This window comes from Streptomyces sp. TAA486 (genome assembly GCF_000426165.1).
This window is the reverse complement of sequence record NZ_AUEV01000001.1, coordinates 508,388-525,159: the sequence shown is the minus strand read 5'-3', so window position 1 is coordinate 525,159 and position 16,772 is coordinate 508,388. Positions and strand designations below refer to the sequence as shown.

Here is a 16,772-nt window from a genome sequence, read left to right as displayed (position 1 = left end):
CCCGTGGTCGAAGAGCCCGGGCTGCCGGTGTGCCGGCAGTCGTGCCACCCCCTCCGGCAACACGACTGCCTGCACCCCGGCAGCCCGGGGGCGTCACTGCTTCTGCGAGAGCCTCTTGTTGATCTCGTCCTCGACCGACTTGGCAGCCGCGGCGTGCGACTTCCCCTTCAGCACGGCGGTCATATACCTCTTCACGGGATTCGGCGGGTTCTCCACGGCGGCCCACTGGGGGATCAGCGGTGTCAGTCCGCCGTCCGCGACGGCGGGCGCCGCCGCCTCGGCGGCCGGGTTGCCCTCGAGCTTCTTCTGCAGGGAGGTCTTGTTCGGTATCACGCCGCCCTCTTCCGCGAGGGCGCCCTCGAACCTGTCGGAGAGCGCGATCTTGAGGAATTCCTTGGCGAGTTCCTGCTTCTCGCTTCCCGCGGCGACGGCCAGGTTGGAGCCGCCGAGGAAGACGCCCTCGGGCTTGTCCGCGTTCTCACCCGGGATGGTGAAGTACCCGATGTCCTTCTTGATCCCAGGGTTGTCCTCGACCGCGGTCGCCGCCTCCCATCCCAGGCCGATGAACGCGCCCGTCCGTCCCTTGGCGAAGACCTCCGCCTGCTGAGGCGTGGCCTCGTCCTTGTCCTTGGGGGCCTTGGAGTACGACGCGTACTTCTCGTAGAGCTCCATGGCAGCGCCGACCTTGGGGTCGTCGAGGTTCGAGACCCACTTGCCGCCCCGCTTCTTGACCAGTTCGGCCTTCTTGCCGATGAGCAGGCCGTCGAAGAAGTACCAGTTCTGGCCGGGGAGGTAGAGCGGCTCGGCATCGGTCTTCTTCTCGATGGCGCCGAGCGCGTCGAAGAACTCCGCACGTGTCTCGGGGGCCTTGTCGATGCCGGCGTCGGCCCAGATCCGCTTGTTGTAGATGACAGTGCGGTTGACCGCGAACCAGGGCGCCGCATACTGCTTGCCGCCGTACACGGCTGACCTGTTGACGGACTCCGTCCAGTCCTTGCCGATGCTCTTCTTCAGGTCACCGAGGTCGGCGAGCCCGCCCGTCTTCGCGTACGCCGGGGTCTGGGTGTTGCCGACCTCGATGACGTCCGGCGGGTCGGGCTCCGAGAGCGCGGTGGTCAACTTCTGCTGGATCCCGTTCCACTGCTGGACCTCGAGCCTCAGCTTCGCTCCGGTCTTCTTCTCGAAAGCCGCCTTGACGTCCTTCTCCCACGTCTTGGGCGTGGATCCGTCCATGGCCCACAGGGTCAGCGTCTGGCCCTTGAAGCCGTCGGCACCGGACTCCGACTCACCACCCGGGCCGCAGGCCGCAACGCCCGCCATCAGAGCCGCGATTCCTGTCGCGGCGATGAGTCCTCGTCTCACGGCATCCTCCAACGCCTGGATCTGGGCTAATGGTTTAGACCAGTCCGCAGCTTGGCCTAGACCTATAACCCTGTCAACGGTGCAGAATCCGAGCCGCCGGTTCCGTTATCGGAACGACATCTGGGCGGGAGAGTCCCGCAGGGCCGAGCACGTGCCACGATGTGAGCCGCGAAGTACAGCCGGAACGGAGGGCGGAGGCCGGGACACCACCGGAAACGCCCCCGCGCCGGTGCCGTAACCGGAGCCGGAGGGCGGGCAGTCGGCACGGCCCGCGCACACGGAGGAATCCGGTGACGGGGCACGAACACGAACGGGAAGGCGAGCCATGAGTACGGACGGGGGCGCGGTCACAGCCGCGGCAGAGCCGGAGTCGGGAAGCGGCAACGGCGGCGCGCGGACCACTCGCGTGCCCAAGTACTACCGGCTCAAGCGGCACTTGCTGGAGATGACGGAGACCATGCCGCCGGGCACTCCGGTGCCTCCTGAGCGCACTCTCGCGAGCGAGTTCGACACCTCGCGTACGACCGTGCGCCAGGCCCTGCAGGAACTCGTCGTCGAGGGGCGCCTGGAGCGGATCCAGGGCAAGGGAACCTTCGTCGCCAAGCCCAAGGTCTCCCAGGCGCTGCAACTCACCTCGTACACGGAGGACATGCGCGCCCAGGGGCTCGAACCGACCTCGCAGCTGCTGGACATCGGCTACGTCACCGCCGACGACCGCCTCGCCGACGCCCTCGACATCCCCACCGGCGGGCGCGTACTGCGCATCGAGCGCCTGCGCCTGGCCAGCGGCGAACCGATGGCGATCGAGACGACCCACCTCTCACAGCGCCGATTCCCGGCGCTGCGCCGCAGCCTGGTGAAGTACACGTCGCTGTACACGGCTCTCGCCGAGGTCTACGGCATCCATCTCGCAGAGGCCGAGGAGACGATCGAAACGTCGCTCGCCACACCGCGCGAGGCCGGCCTGCTCGGCACCGATGTCGGCCTGCCCATGCTGATGCTCTCGCGGCACTCGCTCGACACGGAGGGAGAGCCCGTGGAGTGGGTGCGCTCCGTGTACCGGGGCGACCGCTACAAGTTCGTCGCCAACCTCCAGCGCCCGCGGCCCGGTCAGAACGGCTGATACAGCTCATACGGGACAAAGATCGGCGAACTGCCTTGAGGCAGACCGGGCTTGCACGAGGCGCGTAGGGCGCATCTCGTCTCCCGCGAAACAAAAGGTGCCGTTCCGTTATCCGTGCAGGTAGTGACGGGGGCCGAACCGCTCGTTTAGATTTCCTGCGCGTCTCGACAGGAATACCCGACGGACGGAGCCGAGGCATGTCAGCGCCCCCCGAAACACCCGAGACCGCGCCGGAGTCGCAGCCACCCGCCATCACGCCGATACGGGTCGTCATCGGACTGTGCCTTTTCGTCCCGTTCGTCGCGCTTCTGTGGGTCAGCTCCTATGCCCGCACTGAACCCACTTTCATCGGGATGCCGTTCTTCTACTGGTACCAGATGCTGTGGGTGCTTGTTTCCGCGGTGCTGACGATGGTCGCGTACAAGCTCGTCAAGCGTGACAACGCGCAGCGGCGCGCCCGCGGAGAGGACGGTGCCCGATGAGCGGGGTCAACGGAGTCGCACTGGCCGTCTTCATCTTCTTCTTCGTCCTCGTCACCGTGATGGGCTTCCTGGCCGCGCGCTGGCGCAAGGCGGAGAACGCCGACAGCCTCGACGAATGGGGCCTGGGCGGGCGCAGCTTCGGGACGTGGGTCACATGGTTCCTGCTCGGTGGTGACCTCTACACGGCCTACACCTTCGTGGCGGTGCCGGCGGCGATCTACGCGGCGGGCGCGGCAGGCTTCTTCGCCGTTCCGTACACGATCCTCGTCTACCCGCTGATCTTCACCTTCCTGCCCCGGCTCTGGTCGGTCTCGCACCGCCACGGATACGTGACGACCTCGGACTTCGTGCGCGGCCGCTTCGGGTCCAAGTCGCTGGCGCTCGCCGTGGCCGTGACGGGCATCCTGGCAACGATGCCGTACATCGCGCTGCAGCTGGTCGGCATCCAGTCGGTGCTGGACGTCATGGGCATCGGCGGTGGCGAGTCGACGCACTGGTTCATCAAGGACCTGCCGCTGCTGATCGCGTTCGCGGTGCTGGCTGCCTACACCTACTCGTCCGGACTGCGGGCGCCGGCGCTGATCGCCTTCGTCAAGGACACGCTGATCTACATCGTCATCGCGGTGGCGATCATCTACATCCCCATCAAGCTCGGCGGCTTCGACGACATCTTCGCCAAGGCCGGCGACGCCCTGTCGCAGACGAACCCGACCACCGGGAAGCCGAAGGGCGAACTGACTCCGAGCTCGGCCAACCAGTGGGCGTTCGCGACGCTGGCGTTGGGCTCCGCGCTCGCACTCTTCATGTATCCGCACTCGGTCACCGCGACGCTCTCCAGCCGCAGCCGCAACGTGATCCGCCGGAACACCACGATCCTGCCCCTGTACTCGCTGATGCTGGGCCTGCTCGCACTGCTGGGCTTCATGGCGATCGCGGCGGGAATCAAGGTCAAGAACGGGCAGCTGGCGATCCCGCAGCTCTTCGAGAACATGTTCCCGTCCTGGTTCGCGGGCGTCGCCTTCGCCGCGATCGGGATCGGCGCGCTCGTACCGGCCGCCATCATGTCCATCGCGGCCGCGAACCTGTTCACCAGGAACATCTACAAGGATTTCCTCCGGCCGAACGCCACACCCGCGGAGGAGACCAAGGTCTCCAAGGTCACCTCGCTGCTGGTGAAGGTCGGCGCCCTGATCTTCGTGCTCGGCATGGACAAGACGGTGGCGATCAACTTCCAGCTGCTGGGCGGCATCTGGATCCTCCAGACGTTCCCTGCACTCGTCGGCGGCCTCTTCACCCGCTGGTTCCACCGGTGGGCGCTCCTGGCCGGCTGGGCCGTGGGCATGCTCTACGGCACGCTGACGGCGTACGGCGTCCCGTCGCCGACGCTGCCGTCGCAGAAGCACTTCGGCGGGCCCAACGACATCATCCCGGGCATCGGGGAGATGGGCTACATCGGCCTCACCGCCTTCGTGCTCAACGTGGTCGTCGCCGTTGCGCTCACCTTCGTGCTGCGGGCCGTGAAGGCGCCTGACGGCATCGACGAGACGCGCCCGTCGGACTACACGGCGGACGCCGGCGACCCGGGCGTCAAGGAGGAGCTGCCGGCGCCGACCGCCGCAGGCTGATCGCACCCCCACCACAACGGATACCGCCCGCGCCCCACTGACAGCTCGATTGTCAGTGGGGCGCGGCATGCTCGTTCCATGGACATCACCATCAGACCGGCGCGGGACGACGAGCTGGAGGACGTGGGCGAGCTGACCGCGCGTGCGTACCTCGGGGACGGCCTGCTGACGTTCGGCGCGGACGACCCGTATCTGGCCGTGCTGCGTGCGGCGCGGCGCCGCGCGCAGCATACGGAGCTGCTCGTCGCCGTCGACACCGCCACGGGCTCGATGCTCGGCGCGGTCGCCTTCGTCGGGGACGGCGGGGAGTACGCGGACCTGGCAGGCCCCGGCGAGGGCGAGTTCAGGATGCTGGCCGTGAAGCCCGAGGGGCGCGGGCGCGGGGCGGGCGAGGCCCTGGTGCGGGCGTGTGTGGACCGGGCGCGCGAACGGGAATTGATACGGCTCGTGCTGTGCAGCACCGAGGAGATGTCGGCGGCGCACCGGCTGTACGGACGACTGGGGTTCGTCCGCACACCGGAGAGGGACTGGGAGCCGTATCCGGGCCTGTTTCTGCGCGCCTTCGCCCTGGAACTGTGATCTTCCACTCCCCCGACACAACATGTGGGGGTGAGTGGCGCATCCCGCCACTAGATGTATGCTCGTACTCGCTGCCGCGCAGGGGAATCCGGTGCGAATCCGGAACTGTCCCGCAACGGTGTGCGATGTGCTGCTCCGCTCTGCCCGGATCCCTTCCGGCATGAGTTGCGATGAGCCGTCGTCGCGAGTCCGAGTGCCTGCCGGCCGTGTCGACTGACGTCCGGGTCCCGAGGGTTGGGCCGGTGGACGCCGCGAGGACCGCCGCGTTGCCGACGCGGCATGCCCTTTCTGCGCCCGCCTGTGCGCTCCCCCGGTGATCCGGTAGCTGATCCGAGCGAGGGAGAGCACATCCCGTGACCATCGCACCCGCACCCGCACCAGAAGCCACGGCGGGAGCCGCGCGTGCCCCCACGGCCGCGTCGGCGCCGCCACCGGCCGACGACGCCGCGCTGCTGCGCACCCTGACCGAGCTGACCGCCGACCTGCCGGGCACCGGGGCCGAGCGGATCGCCACGGCGGTGCTGCGCGGCCGCCGACAGGGCGCCGGCGAAGCCGAGTTGCGGGCGCTCGCCGCAGAGGAGGCCGCCGGGCTCATCGGCGAGGAGCCCGCGTACTCGCAGCTCGCGGCGCGGCTGCTCACGCTCGCGATCCGCGACGAGGCCCGTGGCCAGGGCGCGGAGTCCTTCTCGTCCTCCGTCACGACGGGGCACCGCGAGGGCCTCATCGCCGACCGCACGGCCGAGTTCGTGCGGTCGCACGCGGAGCGCCTGGACGCGTTGGTCGAGGACGCGGTCGCCGGCGGGGCGGACGACCGCTTCGGCTACTTCGGTCTCCGCACGGTGTACTCGCGCTATCTGCTGCGCCATCCCCCGAGCCGGCAGGTGATCGAGACACCGCAGCACTTCCTTCTCCGCGTCGCCTGCGGGCTGGCCGCGGACGAGTCGGCACAGTCGGCCGAGGAGGTGGCGCAGCTCTACGCCCTGACGAGTTCGCTCGCGTATCTTCCCTCCTCCCCCACGCTCTTCAACTCCGGTACGCGGCATGCGCAGATGTCGTCCTGCTACCTGCTGGACTCGCCGAAGGACGAGCTGGACTCGATCTACGAGCGCTACCAGCAGGTGGCGCGGCTCTCGAAGCACGCGGGCGGCATCGGTATGTCCTACTCCCGTATCCGTGCCCGCGGTTCGCTGATCCGCGGCACCAACGGGCACTCCGGCGGCATCGTGCCGTTCCTGCGCACGCTGGACTCGTCCGTCGCCGCCGTGAACCAGGGCGGCAGGCGCAAGGGAGCCGCGTGCGTCTATCTGGAGACGTGGCACGCGGACATCGAGGAGTTCCTGGAGCTCCGTGACAACACCGGCGAGGAAGCCCGGCGCACGCACAACCTCAACCTCGCGCACTGGGTCCCGGACGAGTTCATGCGCCGTGTGGAGGCCGACGCCGGCTGGTCGCTGTTCTCGCCCGCCGACGTTCCGCGGCTCACCGACCTGTGGGGCGAGGAGTTCGACGCCGCCTACCGCGAGGCCGAGGCCGAAGGCCTCGCCGTGCGGCAGGTGCCCGCCCGTCAGCTGTACGCGCGCATGATGCGCACCCTCGCGCAGACGGGGAACGGCTGGATGACGTTCAAGGACACCTCCAACCGCACCGCCAACCAGACCGCCCGGCCGGGCCGCATCGTGCACTCCTCGAACCTGTGCACAGAGATCCTGGAAGTCACCGACGACGGCGAGACGGCCGTCTGCAACCTGGGATCCGTCAACCTCGCGGCCCACGTGAGCGAGTCGGGCGAGATGGACTGGGAGCGGCTGGACTCCACCGTCCGCACCGCCGTGACGTTCCTCGACCGTGTCGTGGACATCAACTTCTACCCGACGGAGCAGGCCGAGCGCTCCAACTCCCGCTGGCGGCCGGTCGGGCTCGGCCTGATGGGTCTCCAGGACGTCCTCTTCCGCATGCGGCTTCCCTTCGACTCCGAGGCGGCGCGCGAGCTGTCCACGCGGATCTCCGAACGGATCATGCTCGCCGCGTACGACACCAGTGCCGACCTTGCCGAGCGGTACGGCCCGCTGCCGGCCTGGCAGGAGACCCGTACGGCGCGCGGAGTGCTGCACCCCGACCACTATCCGCAGGCCGAACAGGCCTGGCCGGAGCGCTGGTCGGCCCTGCGCGCCCGCATCTCCCGGACCGGTATGCGCAACGCCCTGCTCCTCGCCGTGGCACCGACCGCGACCATCGCCGCCATCGCCGGCGTGTACGAGTGCATCGAGCCGCAGGTCTCCAACCTCTTCAAGCGGGAAACGCTGAGCGGCGAGTTCCTGCAGGTGAATGCCTATCTGGTCGCGGAGTTGAAGCGGCTCGGGCTGTGGGACGAGCGCACCCGGGAGCAACTGCGCGAGAGCAGCGGCTCGGTGCAGGACATCCAGCGCATCCCCGAGGACGTCCGCCGGCTCTTCCGCACCGCGTGGGAACTGCCGCAGCGCTCACTGATCGACATGGCGGCCGCCCGCACCCCGTACCTCGACCAGAGCCAGTCGCTCAACCTGTTCATGGCGGCACCGACGATCGGCAAGCTCAGCTCGATGTACGCCTATGCCTGGAAGAGCGGCATCAAGACCACCTACTACCTGCGTTCGCGCCCGGCGACGCGGATCGCCCGTGCTGCGGGCGGCACCGGCACGACCCCGGCAGCAGCCCCTGCCGTCCCCGATCAGCAGGATGCGACGCCGGGGGACGACCCCGCCGCCTGCTCCCTGGAGAACCCCGAGTCCTGCGAGGCATGCCATTGACGACCAGCGCCGAGAACAACCACAGCCGCCCCGCGGGGAATCTGCTCGATCCGGGCTTCGAGCTGACGCTGCGCCCGATGCGCTACCCCGGCTTCTACGACCGCTATCGCGACGCCATCAAGAACACCTGGACCGTGGAGGAGGTCGACCTCCACTCCGACGTCTCCGACCTCGCCAAGCTCACGCCCGGCGAGCAGCACATGATCAGCCGCCTTGTCGCGTTCTTCGCCACGGGTGACTCGATCGTGGCGAACAATCTCGTGCTCTCCCTCTACAAGCACATCAACTCCCCCGAGGCGCGCTTGTATCTCTCGCGTCAGCTCTTCGAGGAGGCCGTGCACGTCCAGTTCTATCTGACGCTGCTGGACACATATCTGCCGGACGTCGACGAGCGCGCGGAGGCCTTCGCTGCCGTCGAGAACATCCCGTCCATCCGGGAGAAGGCGCAGTTCTGCTTCCGCTGGATGGCGGCGCTCGAGGAGGGCGAGGGCACGGAGCGGATCGATCGGCTGGAGACCCGTGCGGACAGGCGGCGCTTCCTGCTGAACCTGATCTGTTTCGCGGCCTGCATCGAGGGGCTCTTCTTCTACGGGGCGTTCGCCTACGTCTACTGGTTCCGCTCCCGTGGACTGCTGCACGGGCTGGCCACCGGCACCAACTGGGTCTTCCGTGACGAGTCGATGCACATGTCCTTCGCCTTCGACGTCGTGGACACAGTGCGCGAGGAGGAGCCGGAACTCTTCGACGCGGAGCTGGAGAAGGAGGTGACGGAGATGCTGGAGGAGGCTGTGGAGGCGGAGCTGCAGTTCGCCCGCGACCTGTGCGGTGAGGGCCTGCCGGGGATGAACACCGAGTCGATGGAGCAGTATCTGCGGGCCGTCGCCGACCAGCGGCTCGTGCGGCTGGGCTTCCCGGCGCGCTACGGGGCCAGCAACCCGTTCTCCTTCATGGAACTGCAGAACGTGCAGGAGCTGACCAACTTCTTCGAGCGGCGGGCCTCGGCCTACCAGGTGGCCGTCGAGGGGTCGGTCGCCTTCGACGACGACTTCTGACCGACGAAGGCTTCCGAGTCAGTCGCGGGCACGGGCGAGGGGGCCGCGCTTCCGGCGCGGCCCCCTCGTTCGCAATTCCTGTTCCAGCGGAGCCAGTTCGCTCAGCCCTTGCCACCCTTCAGGCAGCCTCCGCAGTTGTGGAACGTGACGTCCCAGTGATTGCTCTCATCGAAGTAGATGTTCCCCGAGCCGGACTGCCACTTGTTTCCACCGATGGAGGTGAAGGTGTTCTTGACGTAGTTGGTCAGGCAGCTCGTCATGTGGAAGTCGAGCTTGTAGCCGTTCCAGTGGCTGTACGTGCCGCTCGCGTGGCCGGTCTCGGTGCCGCCCGTGACGGTCAGGTCGCACTTGCTGGCGTTCTTGAGGGTGATGGCCCCGTCGATCGTCGCCGAGTTGACCTGCTCCAGCGAGGTGCAGTTGGGCTGGTTGCGGTCCGAGCAGCCGCCGCTCGACGTGATGCCGATGCCGGCCCCGTTGAGCTTGCTCGCCGCGGCGGAGTGGCTCATCTTTGCGAGCGGGCTCGCGTCCTTGGGCTCGGCGGTCGTTGCCTCCGCCACGTACGCGGTGGAGAAGATCGCGAGTGCCATCGCCGAAGCGCCGACGGCTGCCCGCAGGGCGATCTTTCTGTTCATGGGGGGTTGGTTTCCTTCCTGGAATGGATCAGGGCTGGCGTCGGGTGAGCGAGTCGTGCGAGTGAGATCCGTGGACGTGGGGTTCGCGCACGTCAGGAGGTGACCCCGCAGTTGGGGGCGTCCCAGTACTTGCTGGAGCGGTGGTCCACGTGAGTGTGGTCGTCGTGCCCCGGGTAGCCCGGCCCGAGGATTCCGTGGAAGCCGCGGTTGCGCGCCTCCTTGGCCATCGTGCACAGCGAGTGGGCTCCGGCGCCGAGGTCGGCCGCGTCACCGTAGAGGTGGCGGCTCGAAGGGGCGCCGCCCACCTGGTCGTTGCATGCCTTGGAGCGGAATCCGCTGGTGACCCTGATCGGCTGGTCACCCAGCGCGTGCCGCATGGCCTCCAGCTTCCACATGGTGCGCAGCGCGTTGGACTTGGCCTCCGCGGCGCTGACGGCTCCGCCGCTCCAGTCGGAGTTGCAGTTGTTCAGCTCGCCGAAGGCGAAGTGGACGGGCGAACAGTCGTCGTCCTGCAGCTCGTAGATCTTGTTGTACGTGGCCGCGTCGGCCTTGCCGCTGGCGCTCAGCCCGTATGCCTGCTGGAATCGGGTCACGGCGGCCTTCGTGGCGGGGCCGAACTCGCCGTCGACAGCGATGACTTCACCGCTCGCCGGATAGCCGGACACCCGGACCTGCAGTTGCTTGACGTCGTCCCCGGAAGCGCCTTCGGCGAGATCGCGGTTCCAGGTGAAGCAGCCGTCCGCGGCGCGCGCCGGTCCCGCGGTCGCGACGGCGGACGTGCCCACCAGAGCGGCTGCCGCGACCATGACAAGTGTCAGCACGGCTCTGACCGTACGTCGGGGCATGGTGCCTCCATGGATGTGGGGAGTGACCACAGAGCTTGTCGTGACAAAGGGAACGCGTCAACAACTGCCCGGAAATGCCAATGGACAAGGCCATTGAATGACGATCACCCCGGCGAACGCGCTGCGAACCGGCGGTGCCACGAACCCGCCACACAGCAAAACCGCCGCCCGGCACCAACGGCACCGGGCGGCGGTCGTACGGCGAAGTCGGGGAGCCCCGCTCCGGCTCAGTCGTTGGGCACGGTCTCGTACCGCGGCGTGCCCTCGGCCATCTGCCGCAGGGCGTCCTTGCGTTCGCGCTTCGAGAGCCGGTCGATGTAGAGGTACCCGTAGAGGTGATCCGTCTCGTGCTGAAGGCAGCGCGCGAAGTAGCCGGTGCCCTTCACGGCGACGGGCTTGCCCTCGGCGTCCTGGCCGCGCACGACCGCGTAGTCGGGACGCGCGAGGGCCTCGTAGGCCCCGGGCACCGACAGGCAGCCCTCGTTGGAGTCGTCCAGATTGCGGCTGCCGGCGGGGAGTTCGTCCAGCACCGGGTTGCAGACCGCACCGACGTGCCGCACGCCCTCGTCGTCCACGCAGTCGTAGACGAAGACCTTCAGGTCGACGCCGATCTGGTTCGCCGCGAGGCCCACGCCCTCAGCCGCCCGCTGGCTCGCGAACATGTCGTCGATGAGGGAGGCCAGTTCGTCGTCGAAGGAGGTGACGTCCTTGCACTCCTTGTGAAGCACCGGGTTCCCGACGACGGTGATCGGGCGTGCCGTTCCGCGCTCACGATGGGCGTTCTCGCGGGCCTCGCAGTCCCTGGTGTCGTCCACGAAGCCGGAACCGGCCGTGGCGGCTGCCCCGACCACAGACTCCCCGCTGATCTCCTGCTGCTGTCGCGCCATCCCGCCGCTTGCCTTCCTCGCCACGTGAACCGTCGCCTCACAGCGTAGCCGGATGTGCGGCGCGGCCGTTCCGGGAGAGGGGTATGCGCGGACCTCACCGGTAAAGGCCGGTCAGCAGACCTCTTCGAGATCGCGCCACTCGCGGCTGTCCGGACTGTCCGAGACCCAGCTGTCCAGCAGTCCCCGTACGAGACCCTCCGGCGCGGCCAAGCCGCACTCACGCTCGGGGACCCACAGGTCGCCCGGCCCCCCGGGCGTCATGTGACCGAGCGGACCCGGATGCCCCGGCGAACTGTGGTCGTGCGGGTCGACGTGCGTGGAACCGTCGCCCTCGTCTGCAGGCATGCTGCTCTCCGAGCACGTGCGGCACAGCAGCCGCACCGAGGACGACCAGTCCTCCGCCGCGAAGCCGGCGTCCGCGGCCAGCCGCTCCAACGCGTCACGGTCGGCCTCGGTGGCCGCCTGCAGCAGAACCACCCATGTGGGTACGGGCGAGGGCGCCCAGAGCTCGATCTCGTCGAAGACCGGGAAGGACGGGCCGCCCCTCGTGGTGCGTTCGCCGTGCGGCACGCCGTCGTGGAGCACCACCTCGCCCCAGCGCCGTCCGGAGGACGGGAGCGGGATGCTCTGGATCTCGACGCGCGCCGGGTCGATGCGGCGTCCCCACACGACCTCGGCCTCGCCCTCCGGCGAGAGCCGGACGGCCGCGCTTCCCAGCTGCATGCCGGACGGTTCGGCGACCGACGCGGTCTGTGACTGCCCGGGCACGCGCAGCCCGTACGCCTGCCAGGCGCGGCGGGCCAGCGGCCAGTCCTGCAGCGCTGTGGCGGCGATGCCCACGTTCCACCAGTCGGGAGCGCCCGTCTGGCGCTCCAGCAGCGCGACGGCGCGCAGCCCCGCGGTGCGGGCCTGCTCCCAGTCGTGCCGGAACTTGTGCAGCAGCGCGAGATTGAACCAGGACTCCGACAGCCACGGCTCGAGGTCGGCGGCCTCTGTGAGCAGAGCGTCCGCGTCCTCGTAGCGACCGTCGCCGATGAGCGTGAAAGCACGGTCCGTCGCCTGCCGCCACGAGGCGGAGGGACGGTGCCTCACCCTGCCGAAGATCCTCACGATGTTCCCGCCTGATTCCCGCCTGTCGACCGGCTGCTGCTCGCACTCACTCCTGCTCACGGCGCTCTTCGTCCGACTGCCCCGTGCCCTCTGTGAGCACGGCCTGCGCCCTCCCCGGAGTTCCCCTCTCGCATCCAACCATGCCCGTGCGGAGGCCTGCTCACTACCCGGGCGTCAACTCGTGGCCCCGCGCGACACCACGCGTGACAGGGCCTCCACGACGCGTGGTTCGTAGTCGTGTGCGCACCCGAGCCTGAGCTTCTCGATCGCCCGCAACGACCTCTCGATGGAAGCCTTCCCGGCGACCATGTCCTCATAAGCGTTGGCGGCACGGACGATACGCGCTGTGAGCGGTTGCTCACGGAAAGGACTTGCCTGCCGTTCGACCACCACAGCGACGTCCGACGCAACGCCTGTCTGACGCACCACCGCGCCGCCCAGCAGGGCGATACGGCGCTGAAGCTCGGGGTCGAGCCCTTCCGTGGCCCCCGAAGCGACCGGATCGACGAGGGAGAGCTGGCCGATGTCGTGCATGAGTGCCGCGTACTCCAGCACGGTGAGGTCGGGCTCGGTCAGCCCCAGCTCGCGCCCGACCGCGCAGCTGAGCTCGGCGACCCTGCGCGCATGGCCGGGCGGCGTGTAGCCCGCCACCTCGGTGGAGCGTGCGAGGGAAGCAATGGTCTGCCGGTACGTCGAGCGTACGGACGTGTACCTGCCGAAGGAGAACTGTGTGAGCAGCAGCGGTACGCAGAAGACGGGCAGCACCCAGAGCCCGGCGGCGGCAACGGCGAGCGCGATCACTGCTCCCGTCGCCCCGATGGCCGGGGCTATCCCGACGCGGGCGCGCACCTGGTCGCGGAGCAGCGGGCCGATGGCCCTGCGGGTGCTGACCGCGGCGAACACGGCCGCCAGGACGGCGTCGCAGAGCCCCGTCAGCAGCGTGACGGCGAGCAGCAAGAGCGCGTAGTACGGGCTGCGCCCCACCGAGTGCGTCAACGCGCCGGAGTTGTACAGGGGTTGGAAACACGTGGCGGCGAAGCCGACGGCGAGCACTCCGCGCAGGGCGTGGTCCACTTCGAGGGAGGGGCCTCTCATCGCACGGGGAGCATGGCCTGCCAGGGCGGCGACGATCACCACAGCGACGACCTGAAAGACACCGTGCGAGGTGGCCCGGCCGCCGACCTCGCCGAGCAGGGCGTAGCCGAGAGCCCCGGCGGCTCCCAGGGGCGCGCTGGTGGGAGCGCGGCCGTCGTGGTCACGGCCGGGCAGTTGCACCCGTGCGGATTCGCCGACCGCGACGACAGCGGCGAACGCAAGCGCCACCCAAGGCTGTTCGAGCCCTCGCCACAGCGTGATGCCGAGCGCGGCACAGCAGAGGGCGACGGCCGCGGCGCGGCACAGTGCGACGACGGACCTCATACCGGCGGCCGCCCGGCCTTGGCCTCCTCGGCCTGGAGGGTCGCGTCCGCGGGAGCGCCGTCGACGTCCGCGCGGCTCTCGCTGCCGTCCGCCGCCCACTGGGCGGGCTCGGCCCGTTCGGCGTTGGCCCGCGCCATCGGCACGTTCCCGCCCGTGCGGTCCGCCGTGACGGCCGGCGACCACTCCCGCCGGTCAAGGGCCCGCGACAGCGCCCACACCATCCGCGGATCGAACTGCGTGCCCGCGCAACGCTTCAGCTCAGCCACCGCACTCCCCACCGGCCGTGCACGGCGGTAACTGCGTGTGGAGGTCATCGCGTCGAAGGCGTCGGCCACGGCCACGACCCGCGCGAACTCGGGGATCTCGGCGCCCACGAGCCCGTACGGATAGCCGCTGCCGTCCAGCCGCTCGTGGTGGTGCAGGATCGCCGCGCGCGCCTCCTCCAGGAAGCCGATGCCGCGGACCATCTCGTGCCCGTACTCGGGGTGCAGCTCGATGACGCGGCGCTCCTCGGGCGTGAGCGGGCCCTCCTTGCGCAACAGCCGTGTGGGGACGCCGAGTTTGCCGACGTCGTGGAGGATGCCGGCGAAGCGAAGCGCCTCGGTCCGCTCGTCGTCCATGCCGAGTTCGCGCGCTATCAGGGCGGACGCACGGCCGACCCGTTCACTGTGTCCGCGGGTGTAGCGGTCCTTGATGTCGACGGCCTGCACCAGCGCCCGGATCGTCGACTGGTGGGCGCCGCGCTCACGGTGGTACTGGGCGAACACCCAGCAGCAGATGTACATCGGCAGCAGTACGAAGAACGCCGCGGCCGGTCCGTACGGACTGCGCCACAGCACTGCCATCATCAACCCGACGAGTCCGTGCAGCAGTTGGGGCGCAGCAGCCCGCTGGAACTGTCCGCGCCAGGCGGCCCGCAGCGCGCACCGCTCGGCGGCGACGAGTACGGCACCGTCGAGCGTGGTGACCACCACGCAGAAGGTGAGGGCCGCGGCAGCGGCAGCCACCAGCAGGGCGGGAAACCCGGGCACGAACGGGGCGGACCCCGGGCCTGAGCCGGTCCCGTACGCGGGGACGGACAGGCTGCCGTCGACCAGCGCACAGACCTGCGCCGACGCCCAGGCGGCGAGGGCCAGTTGAGCCGCATGCCATGCGTGGCGCGCGCCGGCGTGCCGCGGTTCGACGCGGCCGATCAACGCTCCCGGCAACGGTACGAGCGCAGCGGCCGCAGGCGGCAGGAGGAAGGCGCCGGTCAGGAGGACGGGGAAGAAGGCGCCCATGTTTCCCGGAACCTTGTGGCCCATCAGCGGGCAGCGCGGCGCGAATTCACAGATCGCGTAGAGGGCGGCGAGCGGCACCAGGACGCCCCACTCGACGCCGGGAAGGTCCAGCAGCGCGGGGGCCGCACACCACAAGGCACCCGACGCCGCGCACACGATGAGCCCGCGTGCCGCCCACGGCAGACGGGCTCGCCCTGCACGCATCGGAAACACCTCCCCGTACCACGGTGGAAGGGGAGAATAGGACGACTGCGGGGGCAGTGGGGGTCATCCCGCTCAATCCCCCGCAGGCGACGCCAAGTTCTCACACCTTTGAGTGAGAACAAGCGGATCCACAAGGCACGGCGCTCGCGGCCGTCCTATGGATGCGCCGCATCCGGAGACGCGGCGCCGCGGCCGCGCGCACGGAGAGCGCTACATCGCGTCAGGCGTACTTCTTGCGCCCGGGGACGCTCTGCGACTGCGCTGCGCCGGTGTCCTCGGTCTCCGACTCGGGCGTCCCGCCCGGGACTTCGGCTCCGGCCGCCTCGGCCGCGCGAATGAGCTCGATCCGGCCCATCACCTTCGAGCGCAGGTCGGAAGGCACGTCGTCATGACCGCAGCAGCGCTTGACGAGCTTCTTGACTTCCTGCTCGAGGCCGTACTTCTCCAGACAGGGAGAGCACTCGTCGAAGTGCTCCTTGAACTTCTCGCAGTCACTGTCCGGCATTTCCCGGTCCAGGTACTCGTAGAGGTGGTCCAGCACCTCGGAGCAGTCCGTCTCGTGCGGCTCTCCGCAACTCATGAGCCCGAACCTTTCCCGTCGTGCGACTGCCCGGTGCCCGCGGAGGCAAGACCGCGGTCACGCGCGTAGTCCTCCAGCATGCCGCGCAGCTGCCGCCGGCCACGGTGCAGCCGGGACATGACGGTCCCGATCGGCGTCCCCATGATGTCGGCGATCTCCTTGTAGGCGAACCCCTCCACATCCGCCAGATACACCGCGATGCGGAACTCCTCCGGGATCGCCTGCAGGGCCTCCTTCACATCGGAGTCCGGCAGGTGGTCGAGCGCCTGCGCCTCGGCGGAGCGCAGCCCCGTCGACATGTGCGACTCGGCACGTGCGAGCTGCCAGTCCTCGATGTCCTCCGCCGCGCTGCGCTGGGGCTCGCGCTGCTTCTTGCGGTAGGAGTTGATGAAAGTGTTGGTGAGGATCCGGTACAGCCACGCCTTGAGGTTGGTTCCTTCACGGAACTGGTGGAAGGAGGCGTACGCCTTCGCGTACATCTCCTGCACGAGGTCCTCGGCGTCTGCCGGGTTCCGCGTCATGCGCAGCGCAGCCGAGTACATCTGGTCGAGGTAGTTCAGCGCGTCCCGCTCGAAGCGGGCACTGCGCTCCGCCTCGGTCTCCTGTCCGGCGTTCTCGCCGTCTTCGGTCCCGGTGACCGGACCCACCTCCTCCGGTGCTACGGCAAGCCCGATGGCGGACCCGCCCGAATCGGAGAATAGACGACCTTCCGCTCCGCGCGCCGCCCCGGTCGCCGTCCCGCCGGCGAGCGCGACCGTGGCCCAGTCCAGGTCGGCAGCCTGCGGACGCTGCGGGCAAGCGACAGA

Annotated in this window: 15 protein-coding genes and 1 riboswitch; of the genes, 6 read left to right on the top strand and 9 right to left on the bottom strand. The window is 69.2% G+C overall.

What is annotated here, in order from left to right; genetic code table 11:
* Positions 1-93: 93 nt before the first annotated feature.
* A complete protein-coding gene (locus I004_RS0102430) occupies positions 94-1,362 on the bottom strand; it encodes an extracellular solute-binding protein (protein ID WP_028434190.1) in 1,269 nt (422 codons plus the stop codon).
* Positions 1,363-1,687: 325 nt separating this feature from the next.
* Here I004_RS0102430 and I004_RS0102425 point away from each other — a divergent pair, with 325 nt between their 5' ends.
* The 6 genes from I004_RS0102425 (at position 1,688) to I004_RS0102400 (ending at position 9,009) form a co-directional block, all read left to right on the top strand.
* A complete protein-coding gene (locus tag I004_RS0102425; protein ID WP_028434189.1) occupies positions 1,688-2,485 on the top strand; it encodes a GntR family transcriptional regulator in 798 nt (265 codons plus the stop codon).
* A gap of 197 nt (positions 2,486-2,682) precedes the next feature.
* Positions 2,683-2,967, top strand: coding sequence for a DUF3311 domain-containing protein (locus I004_RS0102420; RefSeq protein WP_028434188.1), 285 nt, complete (start codon positions 2,683-2,685; stop codon positions 2,965-2,967).
* A complete protein-coding gene (mctP, locus tag I004_RS0102415; protein WP_028434187.1) occupies positions 2,964-4,592 on the top strand; it encodes a monocarboxylate uptake permease MctP in 1,629 nt (542 codons plus the stop codon). Before I004_RS0102420 ends, mctP begins: the two co-directional genes overlap by 4 nt.
* A 78-nt stretch (positions 4,593-4,670) precedes the next feature.
* Entirely contained in the window at positions 4,671-5,171 is a 501-nt protein-coding gene (locus tag I004_RS0102410) for a GNAT family N-acetyltransferase (RefSeq protein ID WP_028434186.1), read from the top strand.
* Positions 5,172-5,216: 45 nt separating this feature from the next.
* Positions 5,217-5,345, top strand: a riboswitch (cobalamin riboswitch).
* Between the two features lie 179 nt (positions 5,346-5,524).
* Positions 5,525-7,957 carry a ribonucleoside-diphosphate reductase subunit alpha gene (locus tag I004_RS0102405; protein ID WP_028434185.1) on the top strand — a complete coding sequence of 811 codons (2,433 nt, stop codon included), beginning with the start codon at positions 5,525-5,527 and terminating at the stop codon, positions 7,955-7,957.
* Complete coding sequence (locus tag I004_RS0102400) at positions 7,948-9,009, top strand: ribonucleotide-diphosphate reductase subunit beta (protein WP_051344601.1); 1,062 nt, start codon at positions 7,948-7,950, stop codon at positions 9,007-9,009. The genes I004_RS0102405 and I004_RS0102400 overlap by 10 nt, the downstream gene beginning before the upstream one ends.
* A 101-nt stretch (positions 9,010-9,110) precedes the next feature.
* On the opposite strand, the gene I004_RS0102395 is transcribed toward I004_RS0102400, so the two are convergent.
* The 8 genes from I004_RS0102395 to I004_RS0102360 all read right to left on the bottom strand — a co-directional run bounded on the left by I004_RS0102395 (position 9,111) and on the right by I004_RS0102360 (position 16,613).
* Positions 9,111-9,641, bottom strand: coding sequence for a hypothetical protein (locus I004_RS0102395; RefSeq protein WP_028434183.1), 531 nt, complete (start codon positions 9,639-9,641; stop codon positions 9,111-9,113).
* A gap of 92 nt (positions 9,642-9,733) precedes the next feature.
* Positions 9,734-10,486 carry a D-Ala-D-Ala carboxypeptidase family metallohydrolase gene (locus tag I004_RS0102390; protein WP_028434182.1) on the bottom strand — a complete coding sequence of 251 codons (753 nt, stop codon included), beginning with the start codon at positions 10,484-10,486 and terminating at the stop codon, positions 9,734-9,736.
* Positions 10,487-10,713: 227 nt separating this feature from the next.
* Positions 10,714-11,373 (bottom strand): peptide deformylase, encoded by a 660-nt coding sequence (def, locus tag I004_RS0102385; RefSeq protein WP_028434181.1) that lies wholly within the window; start codon positions 11,371-11,373, stop codon positions 10,714-10,716.
* Positions 11,374-11,484: 111 nt separating this feature from the next.
* Complete coding sequence (locus tag I004_RS0102380; RefSeq protein ID WP_028434180.1) at positions 11,485-12,483, bottom strand: tetratricopeptide repeat protein; 999 nt, start codon at positions 12,481-12,483, stop codon at positions 11,485-11,487.
* A 174-nt stretch (positions 12,484-12,657) separates the two neighbouring features.
* Positions 12,658-13,902, bottom strand: coding sequence for an HD domain-containing protein (locus I004_RS0102375; protein ID WP_028434179.1), 1,245 nt, complete (start codon positions 13,900-13,902; stop codon positions 12,658-12,660).
* Complete coding sequence (locus tag I004_RS31670; protein ID WP_078510740.1) at positions 13,899-15,386, bottom strand: HD-GYP domain-containing protein; 1,488 nt, start codon at positions 15,384-15,386, stop codon at positions 13,899-13,901. Before I004_RS31670 ends, I004_RS0102375 begins: the two co-directional genes overlap by 4 nt.
* A 220-nt stretch (positions 15,387-15,606) precedes the next feature.
* Entirely contained in the window at positions 15,607-15,966 is a 360-nt protein-coding gene (rsrA, locus tag I004_RS0102365) for a mycothiol system anti-sigma-R factor (RefSeq protein ID WP_028434178.1), read from the bottom strand.
* Positions 15,963-16,613 carry a sigma-70 family RNA polymerase sigma factor gene (locus I004_RS0102360; protein ID WP_028434177.1) on the bottom strand — a complete coding sequence of 217 codons (651 nt, stop codon included), beginning with the start codon at positions 16,611-16,613 and terminating at the stop codon, positions 15,963-15,965. The genes rsrA and I004_RS0102360 overlap by 4 nt, the downstream gene beginning before the upstream one ends.
* Positions 16,614-16,772: the final 159 nt, after the last annotated feature.

Excerpts from the sequence above, each read along its gene's own strand:
- def (WP_028434181.1), bottom strand. The coding sequence starts at position 11,373 with ATGGCGCGACAGCAGCAGGAGATCAGCGGGGAGTCTGTGGTCGGGGCA.
- I004_RS0102375 (WP_028434179.1), bottom strand. The coding sequence starts at position 13,902 with ATGAGGTCCGTCGTCGCACTGTGCCGCGCCGCGGCCGTCGCCCTCTGC.
- rsrA (WP_028434178.1), bottom strand. The coding sequence starts at position 15,966 with ATGAGTTGCGGAGAGCCGCACGAGACGGACTGCTCCGAGGTGCTGGAC.
- I004_RS31670 (WP_078510740.1), bottom strand. The coding sequence starts at position 15,386 with ATGCGTGCAGGGCGAGCCCGTCTGCCGTGGGCGGCACGCGGGCTCATC.
- I004_RS0102410 (WP_028434186.1), top strand. The coding sequence starts at position 4,671 with ATGGACATCACCATCAGACCGGCGCGGGACGACGAGCTGGAGGACGTG.
- I004_RS0102390 (WP_028434182.1), bottom strand. The coding sequence starts at position 10,486 with ATGCCCCGACGTACGGTCAGAGCCGTGCTGACACTTGTCATGGTCGCG.
- I004_RS0102420 (WP_028434188.1), top strand. The coding sequence starts at position 2,683 with ATGTCAGCGCCCCCCGAAACACCCGAGACCGCGCCGGAGTCGCAGCCA.
- I004_RS0102395 (WP_028434183.1), bottom strand. The coding sequence starts at position 9,641 with ATGAACAGAAAGATCGCCCTGCGGGCAGCCGTCGGCGCTTCGGCGATG.
- I004_RS0102425 (WP_028434189.1), top strand. The coding sequence starts at position 1,688 with ATGAGTACGGACGGGGGCGCGGTCACAGCCGCGGCAGAGCCGGAGTCG.
- mctP (WP_028434187.1), top strand. The coding sequence starts at position 2,964 with ATGAGCGGGGTCAACGGAGTCGCACTGGCCGTCTTCATCTTCTTCTTC.
- I004_RS0102400 (WP_051344601.1), top strand. The coding sequence starts at position 7,948 with ATGCCATTGACGACCAGCGCCGAGAACAACCACAGCCGCCCCGCGGGG.